14 protein-coding genes are annotated in these 16,568 nt (G+C 72.8%); 9 read left to right on the forward strand and 5 right to left on the reverse strand.

Annotated features, from left to right (window positions below; all coding sequences use genetic code 11):
* Positions 1–57: 57 nt before the first annotated feature.
* Positions 58–636 carry a TetR/AcrR family transcriptional regulator gene (locus ABT171_RS28760; protein WP_351248766.1) on the reverse strand — a complete coding sequence of 193 codons (579 nt, stop codon included), beginning with the start codon at positions 634–636 and terminating at the stop codon, positions 58–60.
* Positions 637–854: 218 nt separating this feature from the next.
* Here ABT171_RS28760 and ABT171_RS28765 point away from each other — a divergent pair, with 218 nt between their 5' ends.
* From ABT171_RS28765 to ABT171_RS28785, 5 genes are read left to right on the forward strand one after another with little or no spacing between them, the layout of a single operon-like run.
* Positions 855–1,436: a 2Fe-2S iron-sulfur cluster-binding protein gene (locus ABT171_RS28765; protein ID WP_351248768.1), complete on the forward strand. Its 582-nt coding sequence runs from the start codon at positions 855–857 to the stop codon at positions 1,434–1,436.
* The gene (locus ABT171_RS28770; protein WP_351248770.1) at positions 1,433–2,425 is read left to right on the forward strand and encodes an FAD binding domain-containing protein; all 993 of its coding nucleotides are present in this window, start codon (positions 1,433–1,435) and stop codon (positions 2,423–2,425) included. The genes ABT171_RS28765 and ABT171_RS28770 overlap by 4 nt, the downstream gene beginning before the upstream one ends.
* Positions 2,422–4,560 carry a xanthine dehydrogenase family protein molybdopterin-binding subunit gene (locus ABT171_RS28775; RefSeq protein ID WP_351248772.1) on the forward strand — a complete coding sequence of 713 codons (2,139 nt, stop codon included), beginning with the start codon at positions 2,422–2,424 and terminating at the stop codon, positions 4,558–4,560. Before ABT171_RS28770 ends, ABT171_RS28775 begins: the two co-directional genes overlap by 4 nt.
* Positions 4,553–5,716: an XdhC family protein gene (locus ABT171_RS28780; protein ID WP_351248774.1), complete on the forward strand. Its 1,164-nt coding sequence runs from the start codon at positions 4,553–4,555 to the stop codon at positions 5,714–5,716. Before ABT171_RS28775 ends, ABT171_RS28780 begins: the two co-directional genes overlap by 8 nt.
* A gap of 34 nt (positions 5,717–5,750) precedes the next feature.
* Entirely contained in the window at positions 5,751–6,992 is a 1,242-nt protein-coding gene (locus ABT171_RS28785) for an FAD-dependent oxidoreductase (protein WP_351248776.1), read from the forward strand.
* A 132-nt stretch (positions 6,993–7,124) separates the two neighbouring features.
* Here the strand turns inward: ABT171_RS28785 and ABT171_RS28790 are convergent, their stop codons facing one another.
* Complete coding sequence (locus tag ABT171_RS28790) at positions 7,125–7,340, reverse strand: hypothetical protein (RefSeq protein ID WP_351248778.1); 216 nt, start codon at positions 7,338–7,340, stop codon at positions 7,125–7,127.
* A gap of 98 nt (positions 7,341–7,438) precedes the next feature.
* Positions 7,439–7,681, reverse strand: a complete 243-nt coding sequence (locus ABT171_RS28795; RefSeq protein ID WP_351248780.1) for a hypothetical protein — start codon at positions 7,679–7,681, stop codon at positions 7,439–7,441.
* 245 nt (positions 7,682–7,926) lie between these two features.
* Here ABT171_RS28795 and ABT171_RS28800 point away from each other — a divergent pair, with 245 nt between their 5' ends.
* From ABT171_RS28800 to ABT171_RS28815, 4 genes are all read left to right on the forward strand, one after another.
* A complete protein-coding gene (locus tag ABT171_RS28800) occupies positions 7,927–8,325 on the forward strand; it encodes an effector-associated constant component EACC1 (protein WP_351248782.1) in 399 nt (132 codons plus the stop codon).
* A complete protein-coding gene (locus tag ABT171_RS28805; RefSeq protein ID WP_351248784.1) occupies positions 8,312–12,799 on the forward strand; it encodes a caspase, EACC1-associated type in 4,488 nt (1,495 codons plus the stop codon). The genes ABT171_RS28800 and ABT171_RS28805 overlap by 14 nt, the downstream gene beginning before the upstream one ends.
* A gap of 53 nt (positions 12,800–12,852) precedes the next feature.
* Entirely contained in the window at positions 12,853–13,332 is a 480-nt protein-coding gene (locus ABT171_RS28810; RefSeq protein WP_351248786.1) for an HIT family protein, read from the forward strand.
* Between the two features lie 95 nt (positions 13,333–13,427).
* Entirely contained in the window at positions 13,428–13,709 is a 282-nt protein-coding gene (locus ABT171_RS28815) for a hypothetical protein (protein WP_351248788.1), read from the forward strand.
* Positions 13,710–13,808: 99 nt separating this feature from the next.
* On the opposite strand, the gene ABT171_RS28820 is transcribed toward ABT171_RS28815, so the two are convergent.
* Positions 13,809–13,964, reverse strand: a complete 156-nt coding sequence (locus tag ABT171_RS28820) for a DUF6131 family protein (RefSeq protein ID WP_351248790.1) — start codon at positions 13,962–13,964, stop codon at positions 13,809–13,811.
* 62 nt (positions 13,965–14,026) lie between these two features.
* On the reverse strand, positions 14,027–16,501 hold the full coding sequence (locus tag ABT171_RS28825; RefSeq protein WP_351248792.1) for a SpoIIE family protein phosphatase: 2,475 nt from the start codon (positions 16,499–16,501) through the stop codon (positions 14,027–14,029).
* Positions 16,502–16,568 lie beyond the last annotated feature (67 nt).

The raw sequence follows: 16,568 nt of genomic DNA on the forward strand, positions 1-16,568 counted from the left end.
GCCGCGCGGCGCTCCCCGCCCGCCCCGTCCGTCCGGCCGTGGTCGGCGGAGCCGCCCTCAGGCGCCGGGCGCCCCCGTGCGCAGACCGTCCATGACCAGGTCGAGGAGCCGGGTGGCGCGGGTCCGCCAGTCGTCGTGCGGATCGAGCTGCCACAGGCCCGCGATGGCGAGGAGGAAGTCGTCCCCGGTGACCCCGGGCCGGATGGTGCCCGCCGCGTCGTTGGCGCGCAGCAGGAGTTCCGCCGCGGCCGTCACCGGTGTGGGGGGCGGCTTCCCGGGGCCGCCCGGCGCGCTCGTGGCCTGCCGGATCGCCTCGGCCAGTCCGGCCTTGGTCATGGCGAACTCGGAGAGCCGGTCCATCCACGCCCGCAGGGCCTCCTCGGGTGGCCGGGTGCGCAGCAGATGGGCCGCGGCGTCGGCGACCTGCTGCATCTCGTGGCGGTAGATCTCCAGGACGAGCGATTCCCGGTTGGGGAAGTTCCGGTAGAAGGTGCCCTGTCCGACACCCGCCTTCTTGGCGATCGCGCTGAGCGGGGCGTCCGCGCAGCGCGACAGTTCGGTGACCGCCACTTCCAGGATGCGCTCGCGGTTGCGCTGTGCGTCCGAGCGCCGGGGTGATTCCTTGTGCTGCGGCACTCGTCCTCCTCAAGGGTCGTGGCCGAACCTCGCCCTTGCTAAGCGGACAGTTGTCCGCTACGTTTCCCAGGTACCGGACAGATGTCCGGTTGCGTCCACCATAGCCGCGGACGCCGTCCTACGGCAGTCGCCGGCCCCACGGTTCCGCCCCCGCACCCCGCGCACGTACCGCAACGGGACCGCTCCCGACCTCCCTGGAAACGCGAAAGAAGCAGCTCATGGCCTCATCGACGTCCAGTGTCATCACCCTGAAGATCAACGGCGAGAAGCACACACTGCCCGTCGACCACCGCACCACCCTGCTCGACGCACTCCGCGAACGCCTCGACCTGACCGGCACCAAAAAAGGCTGTGACCAGGGGCAATGTGGTGCCTGTACGGTCCTGCTGGACGGGCGCCGCGCCGTCGCCTGCCTGCAACTGGCCGTGGCGGCCGAGGGCCGTGAGATCACCACCATCGAAGGCGTGGCCGACGGCGACCGGCTGCACCCCGTCCAGCAGGCCTTCCTCGATCTGGACGGTTTCCAGTGCGGTTACTGCACGCCGGGGCAGATCTGTTCGGCGATCGGGGTGATCGAGGAACACGCGGCGGGCTGGCCGAGCGCCGCCACCGCCGACGTCCGGCCCGAAGCGGGACCACCACCTCTGACAGCCGACGAGATCCGGGAGCGGATGAGCGGCAACCTGTGCCGCTGCGGCGCGTACGTGTCCATCGTGGAGGCGGTGGCCCGGGCCGCCGGAGAAGCGGCGGACCGGGGACGTACCGCCCCCGTGACGGGTGCGGAAGAGGTGGCGGCATGAAGGAGTTCGCCTATCAGCGGGCGTCCGACGTCGCCGGCGCCGTCGCGCTGCTCGGTGCCGATCCCGACACCCGCTTCCTCGGCGGCGGCACCAACCTCGTCGACCTCATGAAGACCGGCGTCGAGCGGCCCGCCCGGCTCATCGACATCCGCGAACTCCCGCTCGACAGCGTCGAGTCGACGCCGGAGGGCGGTCTGCGCATCGGCGCCACCGTCACCAACGGCGACCTGGCCGCCCACCCCGAGGTCCGGCGCCGCTACCCGGCGCTGGCCCAGGCGGTGCTGGCCGGCGCGTCCGGGCAACTGCGCAACATGGCCACGGTCGGCGGGAACCTGCTGCAGCGCACCCGCTGCGGCTACTTCACCGACGTCACCAAGCCCTGCAACAAGCGTGTCCCCGGCAGCGGTTGCCCCGCGATCGAGGGCGAGCACCACAACCACGCGATCCTGGGCGCGTCCGGCCACTGTGCGGCCGTACACCCCTCGGACATGGCCGTGGCCCTGACCGCCTTCGACGCCGTCGTCCACTTCGAAACGGCCGACGGGCCGGGGGAGTCGCCGCTCACCGCGTTCTACCTGCCCGTCGGTGACACCCCGCACCGCGAGACCGCCCTGCCGCACGGCGCCCTGATCACCGGCGTATCGCTGCCGCCCGCCCCGGTGGCCGCCCGCTCCCGCTACCGCAAGGTGCGCGAGCGTGCCTCGTACGCGTTCGCGATCGGCTCGGTCGCCGCCGCGCTCGACGTCCGGGACGGTGTCGTCCGCGACGCGCGCCTGGCCTTCGGCGCCGTCGCCTCACGTCCGTGGCGGGCCGTCGCCGCCGAAGGCGTGCTGACCGGTGCGACGGCCGACGCCGCGACCTACGCCGCCGCGGCGGACGCCGAACTGGCGGCGGCCCGGCCGCTGCCGCACAACGGATACAAGGTGGACCTCATGCGCAACCTCGTCGTGGCCGTCCTGTCCGAACTCGCCGAGGAGGCCGCCCGATGACCACCGTCACCACCGGAACACGTGCCCACGCGCCGTCCGTCGGCACCGCCCGCACCCGCGTGGAGGGCAGGGACAAGGTCACCGGAGCGGCGCGCTACGCGGGCGAGGTGCCCTTCGCCGACCTGGCACACGGCTGGCTGGTGCTGTCCACGGTCGCCCGCGGCCGTATCCGGGGCCTCGACACCGACCCGGTCCTCGCCATGCCGGGTGTCCTCGCCGTGCTGGACCACCGCAACGCCCCGCGCGTCGAGACCGACTACACCGGCCTGATGGGCACGCGTCCGGACCCGACCTGCGCGGTCTTCCAGCACGACCGCGTGCCCCATCTGGGCTGGCCGGTGGCGCTGGTCGTCGCCGAGACGTCCGAGCAGGCCAGGGAGGCCGCGGAATCACTCGTCGTGCACTACGAGCAGGAGCCGCACGACACCGACTTCACGGGCGAGCGCACGGACGCCCACCCGGTGGACGGGCACATGCCCGCCCTGACGGAGAAGGGCGACCTCGGCGCCGCACTGGCCTCCTCGGCCGTCGTCCTGGACGCCGAGTACACCACGCCCGAAGAGCACCACAATCCGATGGAACCGCACGCGGCGACCGCCCGCTGGGAGGGCGGTCGGCTGGAGGTGATCGACTCCAACCAGGGCGCCACCTGGGTCGTCGGCGAACTCGCCAGCCTCTTCTCGCTCGATCCGGCCTCGGTGCGCGTGCGCTCCGAACACGTCGGCGGCGGCTTCGGCAGCAAGGGCGTGCGCGCCCACCAGGTGGCCGCCGTGATGGCCGCGACCGTCCTGCAGCGCCCGGTACGGGTGGTGCTGACCCGCCGTCAGATGTTCTCGCTGGCCGGCTACCGCAGCCCCACCGTCCAGCGCGTCCGGCTCGGCGCCGACGCCGACGGACGGCTGCGCGCACTGGAGCACCGCTCGGTCAGCGTCACCTCCACGGTGCACACGTTCGTCGAACCGAGCGCCGGGGTGGCCCGGGTGATGTACGACGCCGACGCCCACCACACCGCCAACCGCGTCGTACGGCTCGACGTGCCGTCCCCGACCTGGATGCGCGCCCCGGGCGAGGCGCCCGGGTCCTTCGCGCTGGAGGCGGCGCTCGACGAACTCGCCGAGCAGTGCGGGATCGACCCCATCGAGCTGCGCCTGCGCAACGAACCCGACAAGGGCCCGGTGTCCGGCCTGCCGTTCGCCGGCCGCAATCTGGCCGCCTGCTTCCGGGAGGGCGCCCGCCGGTTCGGCTGGGCGGACCGTGACCCGCGCCCCGGGCAGCGCCGGGACGGCCGCTGGCTGCTCGGCACGGGTACGGCGGCGGCCTCCTTCCCCTCGGGCGCCGCACCGTCCACCGCGACGGCGACCGCGCACCCGGACGGCACCTTCACCGTCCGGATCTCCGCGGCCGACATCGGCACCGGGGCCCGTACCGCCCTCACCCTGGTCGCCGCGGACGCCCTCCGGGTGCCGCCGGAGCGCGTCCGGGTGCGCATCGGCGACAGCGACTTCGGACCGGCGATGATCGCGGGCGGTTCCATGGGCACCCGCTCCTGGTCCTGGGCCGTCACGGCCGCGGCCGGTGAACTGCGCGAACGGCTGGCGCTCGGCGCCGGCATCCCCGCGGAGGGCATCACGGTACGGTCCGACACCACCGCCGCCATCGGCGCCCTCGCCCCCGCCGAACGGCACTCGTTCGGGGCGCAGTTCGCCGAGGTCGCCGTGGACGCGGCCACCGGCGAGGTGCGGGTGCGGCGCATGCTCGGCGTCTTCGCGGCGGGCCGGATCGTCAACCCGCTCACCGCACGCAACCAGCTGCGGGGCGGCATGATCTGGGGCATCTCCATGGCCCTGCACGAGGAGGCCGTCCGGGACCGCGCCTCGGGCGGCCACATCGGCGCCGACCTGGCGGGTTACCACGTGGCGACGCACGCCGACGTACCGCACATCGACGCGGACTGGATCGAGGACACCGACCCGAACGACCCGGTCGGGATCAAGGGCATCGGCGAGATCGGCATCGTCGGCGCCGCGGCCGCCGTCGCCAACGCGGTCTGGCACGCGACCGGCGTACGCCACCGCAGCCTGCCCATCCGCCCCGACCGGATCCTGTCGGCCACCGCGGGGGCGCCGGATGCTTGACCTCGCCGAGGAGCTGCACCGCTGGATCGCGGAGGGCCGGGAGTTCGCCGTCGCCACCGTGGTGGCGGTCGGCGGCAGCGCGCCCCGCGGTCCCGGCGCCGCCCTCGCCGTCGACCGCGCGGGCACCGTCATCGGCTCGGTCTCCGGCGGCTGCGTCGAGGGCGCGGTGTACGACCTGTGCCTCGCATCGCTGCGGACCGGCGAGGGCGTGCTCGAACGGTTCGGCTACAGCGACGAGGACGCCTTCGCCGTGGGACTGACCTGCGGCGGGACGATCGACGTGCTGGTCACACCCGTGGCCGCACAGGCCGGGTCGGTCCTGGCGTCGGCCCTGGCGGCCGCCGCGCGGAAGGAGCCGGTGGCCCTCGCCCGGGTCGCCCGAGGCCCGGCCGAACTCCTCGGGAACGCCCTGCTGGTCGGACCCGACGGCACCTTCGAGGGCGGCCTCGGCGGCCATCCGGACCTGGACCGGACGGCGGCGGACGAGGCCCGGGCCCTGCTGGAGGCGGGCCGCACCGGCACGGTGGACGTCTCGGTGGGCGGAGCCGGCGGCGGGTCCTCCCGGACGGAGTCCGGGGGAGGTGCCCACTGCCCCGGCGGCCTCACGCTGCTGGTCGAGTCGAACGTGCCGCCACCCCGCATGATCGTCTTCGGTGCGATCGACTTCGCGGCGGCGCTGGCCCGGGCCGGAAAGTTCCTCGGCTACCACGTGACCGTGTGCGACGCCCGTCCCGTCTTCGCCACCCGGGCCCGGTTCCCCGACGCCGACGAGGTGGTGGTCGACTGGCCGCACCGCTATCTGCGGCACACCGGCACCGACGCCCGTACGGTCCTGTGCGTGCTCACCCACGACGCGAAGTTCGACGTGCCCCTGCTGAAGGAGGCCCTGCGCAGGCCGGCGGCGTTCATCGGCGCGATGGGATCACGCCGCACGCACGAGGACCGCAACCGGCGGCTGCGGGCGGAAGGCGTGACCGAACGGGAACTGGCCCGGCTGCGCTCACCGGTCGGCCTCGATCTGGGCGCCCGGACGCCGGAGGAGACCGCGCTGTCGATCGTGGCCGAGATCGTCGCCGCGCGGCGGGGCGGCACGGGCGTTCCCCTCACCGGCTCCGGCACCCCGATCCACCGCGGGAGTATAGTATTCAGCAGGTGATGAATTAAATTCTCTCGTGAAGGGCAGGACTGCCATGGAACAGAGAGAACGGACCACCTGCTGCGTGGTGGGCGGCGGCCCCGCGGGCATGGTGCTCGCCCTGCTGCTGGCCCGGGCCGGCGTCGAGGTGACGGTCCTGGAGAAGCACGGCGACTTCCTGCGTGACTTCCGCGGCGACACCGTCCACCCCTCCACGCTGGCGCTGCTGGACGACCTGGGCCTGGGCGAGCGCTTCGCCCGGCTGCCGCAGCGCCGCGTGCGCACCGTCCAGCTGCCGGTCGGAGCCGGCCGGCAGGCGGTCACGGTCGCGGACCTCACGGTGCTGCGCGGTCCCTACAACTACGTGGCGATGGTCCCCCAGTGGGACCTGCTGGACCTGCTCGCGGACGAGGCCCGGCGCGAGCCGTCCTTCCAGCTGCGCATGGACACCGAGGCGACCGGCTTCCTGATCGAATCCGGGCGGGTGACCGGAGTGCGCTACCGCACCTCCGACGGCCGCACCGGCGAGCTGCGCGCCGTCCTCACCGTCGCCTGCGACGGCCGGGGATCACTGGCCCGCGCCCGGCCGGAACTGGGACTGCACGGCTTCGCCTGCCCGATGGACGCCTGGTGGTTCCGGCTGCCGCGCAAGGAGAGCGACCCGCAAGGACTCGTCGGCGCCGCCGGTGACCGCTTCCTGACCGCCATGATCGACCGCGGCGACTACTGGCAGTGCGCCGGACTCATCCCCAAGGGCACGAACGCCCAGCGCCGCGCCGCCGGCCTCGACCGCTTCCTGGCCGAGTTCGCCGCCGCTGCTCCATGGATGGCCGACCGCGTGCACGCCGTGCACTCGTGGGACGAGGTCAAACTGCTCGATGTGCGCCTGGACCGGCTGCGCCGCTGGCACCGCCCCGGCCTGCTGTGCATCGGCGACGCCGCACACGCGATGTCCCCGGTCTTCGGCATCGGCATCAACCTCGCGGTGCAGGACGCCGTGGCCGCCGCCCGCCATCTCGCCGAGCCGCTGCGCCGGGGAACCGTGGGCCTGCGCGACGTGCGCGGGGTGCAGCGCCGCCGCCGTCCCACCACGGTCGCCACCCAGGCCCTCCAGCGCACGGCCCACGCCCGCTTCATCGCTCCCGTCCTGCAGGGCCGGCCGCCCCTCGGGAGCGCGGACCGGGCCCGGCGCGTCGCGCGCCTGCTCGCCCAGTCGCGGTGGCTCCGCCGGCTCCCCGCGTACTTCGTCGCCTACGGCGCGCTCCGGGAACGCCCGCCCGCCGCGGCCGTCCGGTAGCGGGGCGGCCAGGAGCCCCCGGCCTCCGGGGCAACGACCGTTCCGGGGACGGTACTTGACGCCACTCAGCGGCGGCGTCCGGACCAGGGGAGCGGCACCGGGGAGTCCCTGGAGTCCCTTGTCCCCGGGGTGCTAGCCGGCCCCGCGGTCCAGGACGCGGCGGGCCGCCTCGGCCTCGGCGGCCGGCGGGGACAGCTCGTCGAGCGTGTCGAGCTCGTCATCCGCTTCCAGTTCCCGTTCCCAGGCCGCCGCGAGCCTCTCCTGCTCCTGGCGCGGCTTGGCGCCGATCGCCTCCCGGTGATTCGGGTCGAGGGCTGCCAGGAAGCGCCCTACCGGATCCGTCGGCATGCCGTTCTCCTTGTCGCACGGAGGGGTGCCACTCTGGGCCAGTATGGCCGAATATGCGCGGGTCGGCCGCCCGAATCCGCCGGGGATCGCTCTGCCGGCTACTCGACGGCCGGGTCCTCCTGGGCGTGCTGTACCGCCTTCTTCACGGCCTGCTCCACCTCCGGCCGGCCGGCCCCGGTGGCCGCGGCGTGCGCGGTGATGGCCGCCTGCACCGCCTCGGACGCCTCGCGCCAGCGGCGCACCTGTGCGTCGTACTCGTCACCGGTCAGGCCCGCGAGTTTCGCGCGCTCCACCTCGGCGGATCGTTCCAGCTTGATCAACTCATCGGGGACCTCTGTCACGGGGACGGATCCTAAACGGCGGGTGCGCCGCGTCGGCGCGAGGACTTACCGGCCGATCGGGTAGAGCCGACCGGTCGGCCTTCTCGCCCGGAGGATTCGGCCGGGTACGGGCGCGGCACCGGGCATGCGTCCGGTACGGGATCCCAGGGTGCGGGTCCGCGTCAAGTCACACCAATCGCTCCACTGAGCACCGGTCCCTCTGCCAGGATGACCACGTAGGGGAGCAGGGCCGACGGGAGGACTGCGTGGACGAGCGGTTAGTGGTCGAGGTCGCCGGTGACCGGGCCGCGGATGAGCTTCGGTCGCTGCGTGACTGGCTGGTCGCCGAGGAGGAACTGCGCGGCCGGGTACGGCTGGAGCTGTCTCCGCCGGCGCCGGGTGCGCTGGGCTCGCTGGTGGCGGCACTGACGGTCGCGCTCGGCCCCGGTGGCGTGGCGACGGCCGCCGCGAGCGTACTGATCTCCTGGCTGCGCCGGCGTACCGGCGATGTCTCGGTCAAGGTCGTCCGGCCGGACGGCACGGCGGCGGAGTTCAGCGCCAGCAACGTCCACGGCCTGGACGCGGCGGAGATTCAGCGGATCACCGCCGAACTCTCCCGTTCCCTCGACCCCGCCGGCGACCGGGAAACCGATGACGCAGGCTGAGCCGCCCGGCGCATCCCTGGCGACCGGGCTCGGCTCGCCCGGATCACGCGCCCTGCTCATCGGCACCGGACGTCACCTCCCCGGCTCTCAACTCCCCGACGTGCCCGCGGTGTCGGCCACCATCCGGGAGCTCGGCCGCACCCTGGTCGACACCTGCGGGCTGCGGCCGGAGAACCTCCTCCCGCCGCTCCTCGATCCGAAGGACCCGATCGAGTTCGGCAACGCCGTCGTCACGGCCGCCAGGCAGGCCGAGGACGTCCTCCTGCTCTACTACGTCGGCCACGGACTGGTCAGCCCGGGCAACGAGCTCTATCTGGCCACGGCCGCGACGGACGACCTGGCCGAGGGGCTGGCGTTCAAGGCACTGCCGTACCAGGCGGTGCGCGACGCGTTCAGCAACTGCCGGGCGCGCTCCATCATCGTGGTCCTGGACTGCTGCTTCGCCGGACGCGCCCACGGATCCTTCGGTACGGCGGCGACCGACGCGTTCGCTCTGGCCTCGCTCAGCGGCAGCTATGTGCTGGCTTCCGCCTCGCGGGACGAACAGGCGCTGGCGCTGCCGGACGAGCCGTACACGGCGTTCACCGGAGAGCTGCTGCGCTTTCTGCGCGAGGGTGACCCGGGCGGCCCGCCGGGACTCACCATCGAGGGCGCCTACCGGCATCTGCGCCGCGTCCTGCCGCTGCGGCACCTGCCCGCACCGGAGCGGCACCTCAGCGGCCGGGCCGGAGACCTGGTGCTGGCGGCCAACCCGGCCGCCGCGCCCCGGCACGCCCCGCCGGCCACCCATGCACCGTCCGAGCAGCCCGGCGAACCGATCTGCCCGTATCCGGGCCTCGACCCGTTCACCGCCGACGACGCCAGGTTCTTCTTCGGCCGGGCCCAGACCACCGCCGAGTTGCTCACGAGGCTCGCCGACTGGGCGCAGGACGACGGGCCGGTCGCACTGGTGGGGCTGTCCGGCGCGGGGAAGTCCTCGCTGCTGCGCGCGGGCCTGCTGCCCGCCGTCAAGCGCGGCGAACTCCCGGTGCCCGGCGCCGGTACCTGGCCGCAGTTCGTCCTCACCCCCGGCGAGCACCCACTGGACAGCCTGGCCGGTCAGCTGGCCCGCCCGACCGGGTGCACGAAGGCCGAGCTGATCGCCGAGCTGCGCGCTGATCCGACCCGCTCGGCCGACCTGATGCGCCGCGCCCTGCGCCGGTGGAGCGGCGGCCAGGACGTACCGGGCGGCCGGCTGCTGCTCGTGGTGGACCAGTTCGAGGAGGTGTTCACCGCCTGCCAGGACGAGCAGGAGCGGCGGGACTTCATCAGCGCGCTCCGCTCGGCCGCGACGGGCGACGCCGCCGCCGGCGCACCGGCCCTGGTCGTGCTCGGCATCCGTGCGGACTTCTACGCCTCCTGTCTGGCGCACCCCGGGTTGGCCGACGTGCTCAAGCACCGTCAGTTCCCGGTCGAGCCCATGACGCCGGAGCAGCTGCGCGAGGCGATCGAGAAGCCCGCCGAACTGGCCGGGCTGGAGCTCGAAAGCGGCCTGGTCAACACGCTGTTGCGGGATCTGCGCGCCGACCGCGAGTTCGCCGGCGGCACCCTCCCGCTGCTCGCCTACGCGCTCTGGCTGACCTGGGGCCGCCGCGAGGGCCGCACCCTGACCCTCGCCGGGTACGGCGCGACCGGCGGCATCTGGGACGCGATCACCCGACAGGCCGACCGCACCTACGACAGCCTGACCCCGGACGCCCGGCGGGCCGCCGAACTGATGCTGCTCCGGATGGTCCGGATCAGCGAGAGCACCGAGGACACCCGTCGGCGGCTCGATCTCACCGACCTGCTGGCCCAACGCCCGCCGGACGAAGCCGCCGCCATCGCCGCCGCCCGCGACGCGCTGGCCGGCGCGCGCCTGATCACCGTCGACGGCGACAGCGCCCAGATCGCGCACGAGGCGCTGCTGCGCGCCTGGGACCGGCTGCGCGGCTGGATCGACACCAGCCGTGCCGGTCTGCTGGTCCAGCAGAAACTCCTCGACGCGGCCGAGTCCTGGGAGAGGGACGGGCGCGACCCGAGCGGTCTGTACCGCGGCAGCCAGCTGGAGCTCGTCCGCGACCAGTTCGGCGACACCGGCAGTCACGGGGGCCACGACGGCCAACTCGGGGAACTCGCATCCGAGTTCTTCGCCGCCAGCGTGCGCGCCGACCGGCGGCGCCGCCGCATACGCACGGGCACAGCCGTCACGCTGGTCCTCCTGCTGGTGGCATCACTGATCGCGACCGGCTTCGCCGTCAAGGGCCGCGAACAAGCACAGGCCCAGCAGCGCGCGGCGATCGCCGAGGCGCTGGTGCGCGACGCGGACTCCGCCCGGGCCAACAATCCCAGACTGGCCCTCCAACTGGGCATCGCGGCCGACCGCCTGCACCACACCCCCGCGACCACCGCGAACCTCCTCAGCAGCCTGTTCACGCCGTACGCCAGCACCCTCACGGGCCACAGCGGCGCGGTGGCCGGTGCCGCGTTCACGCCCGCCGGGCGGACCCTGGCCACCGCGAGCCAGGACGGCACCGTCATGCTGTGGGACACCAGTTCCCCGCAGCACCCCCGGAAACTCAGCCGGCTGCAGGGCCCCAACTACGGCGTGTATGCCGTGGCGTTCAGTCCGGACGGGCATGTCCTCGCGGCCGGTGGCAGCGACCGAGCCGGGCTCACCGTACAGATGTGGGACGTGAGCTCTCCGGGACGACCACGCCGGCTCGGCGGGCCGTTGACCGGTCCGGTCAACGTCGACACGCTGGCCTTCACGCCCGACGGACGCACCCTGGCAGCCGGCACACCGGACGGCAAGGTCTGGCTCTGGGACACCGGCGATCCCGGACACACCCACCGGCTCGGACAGCCCTTGACACTCCGGAACACGGACGTGTCGGCGCTGGCGTTCCGGCCCGACGGGCACCTGCTCGCGGCCGGCGACCTCGACGGCACCGCGGCGCTGTGGGACATCACCGACCGCACTCACCCCCAGCGGCTCAAGAACCCGATCAGCCACCCGGACGGGGTGACCGCTCTCGGCTTCACCCCCGACGGACGTACGCTCGTCACCGGCGGCGGAGACGGAAAGGCCAACCTCTGGAACGCCGGTGATCCGGGCCACCCCACCTGGGTGAGCCAGATGTCCGTCGGAGACGCCCCCGTGAAGGCACTGAACGTGTTCCGGCACCAGATCGACGTGGCACTGGCCGACCATTACACGACCGTGTGGAACACCTCGCGGCCCGCCGCTCCCCGTATGATCAACAGTGCCGTCGCCGGGGCGTCCAACTGGACCCAGGCCGTGGCGTTCGCCCCGCACGGCGACCTGCTCGCCACCGGCAGCGCCGACAACACGGTGATCTTGTGGCACGGCAAGAGCGACAACGGAAGCGTTCCGCTCTCCGCCCGTGTCGGAGGCATGGGTGGTGTGCAGTCCATGGCGCTGCGCCCGGACGGCCACGCGGTGGCCACGGGCGGCGTGGACGGCAAGGTGACGCTGTGGGACCTGGCCGACCCGAAGCATCCCCACGGAGTCACAAGCAAGACCGTGCGCCACACGGCAAGCGTGTTCGGGATGGCCTTCAGCCCCGACGGACGCATCCTGGCCAGCGGCAGCCTGGACCACACCGTGATCCTGTGGGACGCCGGTGACCCGCACCATCTCCGCAAGATCACCCAGTTCACCGCCGACAACCGCGGAGTCGACGGGCTGGCCTTCAGCCCCGTCGGACACACCCTCGCCACCGTGGGCGGGGATGCCGCGATCATGCTCTGGGACACATCGGATCCCTCCCGTCCACAGCCCATCGGCCGGCCGATCACGGGCCACCGCGCAGGTGTGGACGCGGTCGCCTTCAGCCCCGACGGACACACCCTGGCCACCGGGAGCTGGGACGGCACGGCCAGACTGTGGGACATCGACGACCTGGCCCGGCCGCATCCCCTGGGCAAGCCGCTCGCCGGCCACACCAACTGGGTGTCCTCCGTGGCCTTCAGCCCGGACGGCCACACCCTGGCCACCGGCAGCCTGGACTCCAGCATCATCCTGTGGGACGTCAAGGACCCGGCCAACGCCCAGCACGTCGGCCAGCCGCTCGTCCAGCACACCAGCTGGGTCCTCGGGCTGGCCTTCGGCCCTGACGGCCACACCCTGGTGTCCGGCAGTGCCGACCATACAGCGATCCTGTGGGACGTCACCGATCCCGTCCACCCCTACGACCTCGGCGTGGTCGGCAGCAACCACACCGACTCGGTCACCTCCGTGGCGATCAGCGCCGACAACAAGACGCTGCTGACCGCGTCCGCGGACGGCATCGTCAACCTGAACAGCCTGGCGAAGCTCAACGACGCGCGTACCCACGCCCGTGACCTCGCCTGCGCCCGGGCGGGTGCCGGGCTGAGCGCCGAGGACTGGGCTCGTTACGTCCACGTGCTCGCGCACCAGCACACCTGCTGACGGTGCGTACGAGGCCGGGGAGCTCCTCGACCGGGTTGTGTAGGTTATGGATCATGGACGATGACTGGCGGTCGGATCGGATCGGCGCCGCGCTGCGGGGCGAGAACCCGACGGTGCTGCGACGGCTTGAGTCGGGGTTCGCGGCGATCGGCGACGTGCAGTTCCTGCCGGGTTACTCGGTCCTGCTCGTGGACGAACCGGGAGTGCAACGGTTGTCCGACCTGCCCCGGGCCGAGCGGCTGGCGTTTCTGTCCGCCATGGACCGGCTCGGAGAGGCGGTCGAGCGGGCCTGCCGGCGTCTGGACCCCGCCTTCCGCCGGGTCAACCTGGAGATCCTGGGCAATACGGACCCGTTCCTGCACGCGCACGTGTGGCCGCGGTTCGAGTGGGAGCCGCCCGAGTTGGTGGGCAAGCCGGTGTGGCTGTATCCGCCCGACCGGTGGCGGGACGAGCAGTTCCGGCTCGGTCCGCGGCATGATGTGCTGCGGGAGACGATCGGCAGCGAACTGGACCGGCTGGGGCACAACGCGTGACAGCGGTACCGCGGGCGGAACCCCGCTGCGGGATCACCCGATGGAACGAGAAGCACCGCCGTGACATGCGGCTGTCCGGGGTCGTTGACCAGGCTATGAAGAAGATCACCGCGCTCGCCGCGCTCACCGTGGCCGGTTTCTCCCTCGCCACCCCGGCCCACGCCGACGAAGACGGCAGCCACCCCAACCACGGTCGCATCAACGTCGCCGGCCGGCCGTTGAACGCCGACAACATCTGCAAGCAGGCACTCGGGCTCGTGGGCATCGCCGCACCGTGGATCGGTGACCCGGGGCAGGACGCCTGTGCCGACCGTGAGCACACCGGCCGTGTCCGCGACGGGAACGTGGAGTCCGGCTCTCCCTCCGGTCTGGAGTGAACGCCGAACGGTAGCCGCCGCTGCGGAGGGCCCGCCCGCGAGGTTCAGCGGGAATCTCGCGGGCGGGACCGCGGTGGGCAGCCGGGCAGGGCTGGATGCCTACCAGTAGTGCCGTCGGCCGGCGACCGCGTGCCCCATCGAGCCGAGGATCCAGAGGATCGCGCCGATGACCACGAGGATGATCCCGATGGTCCACAGGATCGACAGACCCGTGATGAATCCGACGACGAGCAGGATGATACCGAGGGCGATCATGACGCGCCTCCTGTTGGTGAACCGCTCTTATCCTTGCGGGTGCCCCGAAGCGGGCGGTGTCATCATGCGCGGGCCGGAAATCTACGGGAGATGTCGCTCGGCAGCTGCTGCTCCGCCCAGATGGTCTTGCCCGCGGCGGTGTACCGCGTGCCCCAGCGCTGGGCGACCTGCGCGACCAGGAAGAGACCGCGCCCTCCCTCGTCCGTGCTGAGGGCACGGCGCAGGTGCGGAGAGGTGCTGCTGGCGTCCGACACCTCACAGATGAGAGCCCGTTCGTGGATCAGACGCAGACCGATCGGCCCGCAGGCGTGCGTGATGGCGTTGGTGATGAGCTCGCTCACGATCAGCTCGGTGGTGAAGGCGATGTCCTCCAGACCCCAGGCGGCCAACTGACGGGCGGCGTTGTCGCGGGCCTCGTGCACCGCCCGGGGATCGGCGGGCACCTCCCAGGAGGCCACGCGGTCGGGGTCCAGGGCACGCGTCCGGGCGATGAGGAAGGCGACGTCGTCGTGCGGATGGTCCGGCAGCAGGATGCGGACCATCGTGTCGCAGATCTCCTCCAGCGGCCGGTCGGGGTGGGCCAGGGCGAAGCAGAGCCGCTCGAAACCGACGTCGACATCGCGGTCCGAGGCCTCGATCAGGCCGTCGGTGTAGAGGGCGACGACGCTGCCCTCCTCCAGTTCCATTTCGGCCGACTCGAAGGGCAGACCGCCCAGTCCCAGCGGGGGACCGGCGGGGATGTCGGGCAGTTCGACCGGTTCGCTGAGGTGGGCGATGGCGGGCGTGGGGTGCCCGGCCCGCGCCACGCTGAGCTTCCGCGAGACCGGGTCGTAGACCGCGTAGACGCAGGTCGCGCCGATCACCACCGGCCCGTCCGTGGCCGCCTCCGCCTCGTCCGCCAGGCGCACGACGAGGTCGTCGAGGCGGGCGAGCAGCTCGTCGGGGGGCAGGTCCAGGTCGGCGAGTGTCTGTACGGCCGCACGCAGCCGGCCCATGCTGGCCGCCGCGTGGATCCCGTGGCCGACGACGTCCCCGACGACCAGGGCGACGCGGGCGCCGGACAGCGGGATGACATCGAACCAGTCGCCGCCCACGCCGGCCTCGGCATCGGTCGGCAGATAGCGGTAGGCGACCTCGACGGCACAGTGATCGGGCAGATCGGGCGGCAGAAGACTGGTCTGCAGGGCGAGGGCCGCGTGGTGCTCACGGACGAAGCGCCGGGCGTTGTCCACGCACACCGCGGCCCGCGCCACCAGCTCCTCCACGAGCAGCAGATCGTCCTCGTCGAACGGGTTGGGGTTCTCCCAGCGCAGGAGCGTGACCACGCCCATGGTCACGCCCCGGGCCCGGAGCGGCACCACCAGGTGCGTGTGCACACCGAGGGAGACGATCTTGGCCAGGCGCTCCGCATCACCGGCCAGCCACCATGTCGTCGGTTCCAGTACCGGATCGAGGATCGGCCGGCCCGTGGCCAGGCACCGTCGTTGCGGAGAGATGGCCGGGTACCCGGTGGGCTCCCCGATGGGAACGATCGCCTCCGGGACCTCCTCGCGGATCGACCGGTGCACCGCCCGCTGGAGCGTGCCCCCGGCGACTGGTCCAGGCGTGAGATCCCTGGCCGCTAGGACGCCCTGGAAGAGGTCGATCGCCACGAATTCGGCGAGCTGCGGTACGAGGACCTCGGCCAGTTCCTGCACCGTGCGGTCGAGGTCCAGGGTGGTGCCGATGCGCTGTGCCGCCTCGTTGACCAGGGCGAGCCGCTCACGCGCCCGGTCCTGGGCGGTGAAGTCGACGGCGGTGTGACACACCCCCAGGGTCCGGCCGCCGACGTCCCGCAGCGGGAACGACGAGCGGAGCCTGAGATGACCCTGCGCGTTCCTGCGGGACCTGCCGTGCGGGGGAGGCACATGCTCGACCGCGGGCGTCACCCGGCCCGACAGCAGGGCCTGGCGCGCCTGCCAGTCCACGGCCGACGGCACCTGCCCCGGCCCGGACGGCACCTGTTCCGGTCCAGGGGGCGCGGCGACGCGGTCGGACCCGGGCTGGGCCGGCATGCCCTCCATGGCGACCAGCGCCTGGTTCACCCACTGGAAGCGCAGCTCACTGTCGAGGACGGCGATGCCGATCGGTGACTCCTCCAGCAGGCCGCGCACCACTGCCTGATCGAGTTCCCACCGGTGCGCGTCGGAGACCTCGCAGGCCACGGCGAGCCAGGCGGAACCCTGCTCCGCGCTCAGCGGACACGCCCGCAGGGCCAGCTCGACCGGGTGGCCCGCACGGTGACGCGCGGTGATCCGGCCCTCCCAGCCCTGGCCGACCCGCTGCGCCGCGGACAGCGCGGACGCCGGCGAGTCCTCGGCCTTGAGCACGGAGGCCGCGGGCCGCCCCAGCACACTGGCCGCCGGATATCCGAGGAGGTCCTCCGCCCGCTGACTCCAGTAGCGGATCAGGCCGTGTCCGTCCACGAGGGCGACGGCGGCAGAGGTGATGCCGAACGGATCGTCCTGGTGCTTGTTGTTCAGATCCCTCAGACCCATGGTGTCGGCCGCATCCGCAGGCTGGTTTTACACACCACGGTCTCACACGGACCGGGGTGTGTCTCCG

It is taken from the genome of Streptomyces sp. NPDC001851 (assembly GCF_040297165.1).
Taxonomy (GTDB): Bacteria; Actinomycetota; Actinomycetes; order Streptomycetales; family Streptomycetaceae; genus Streptomyces.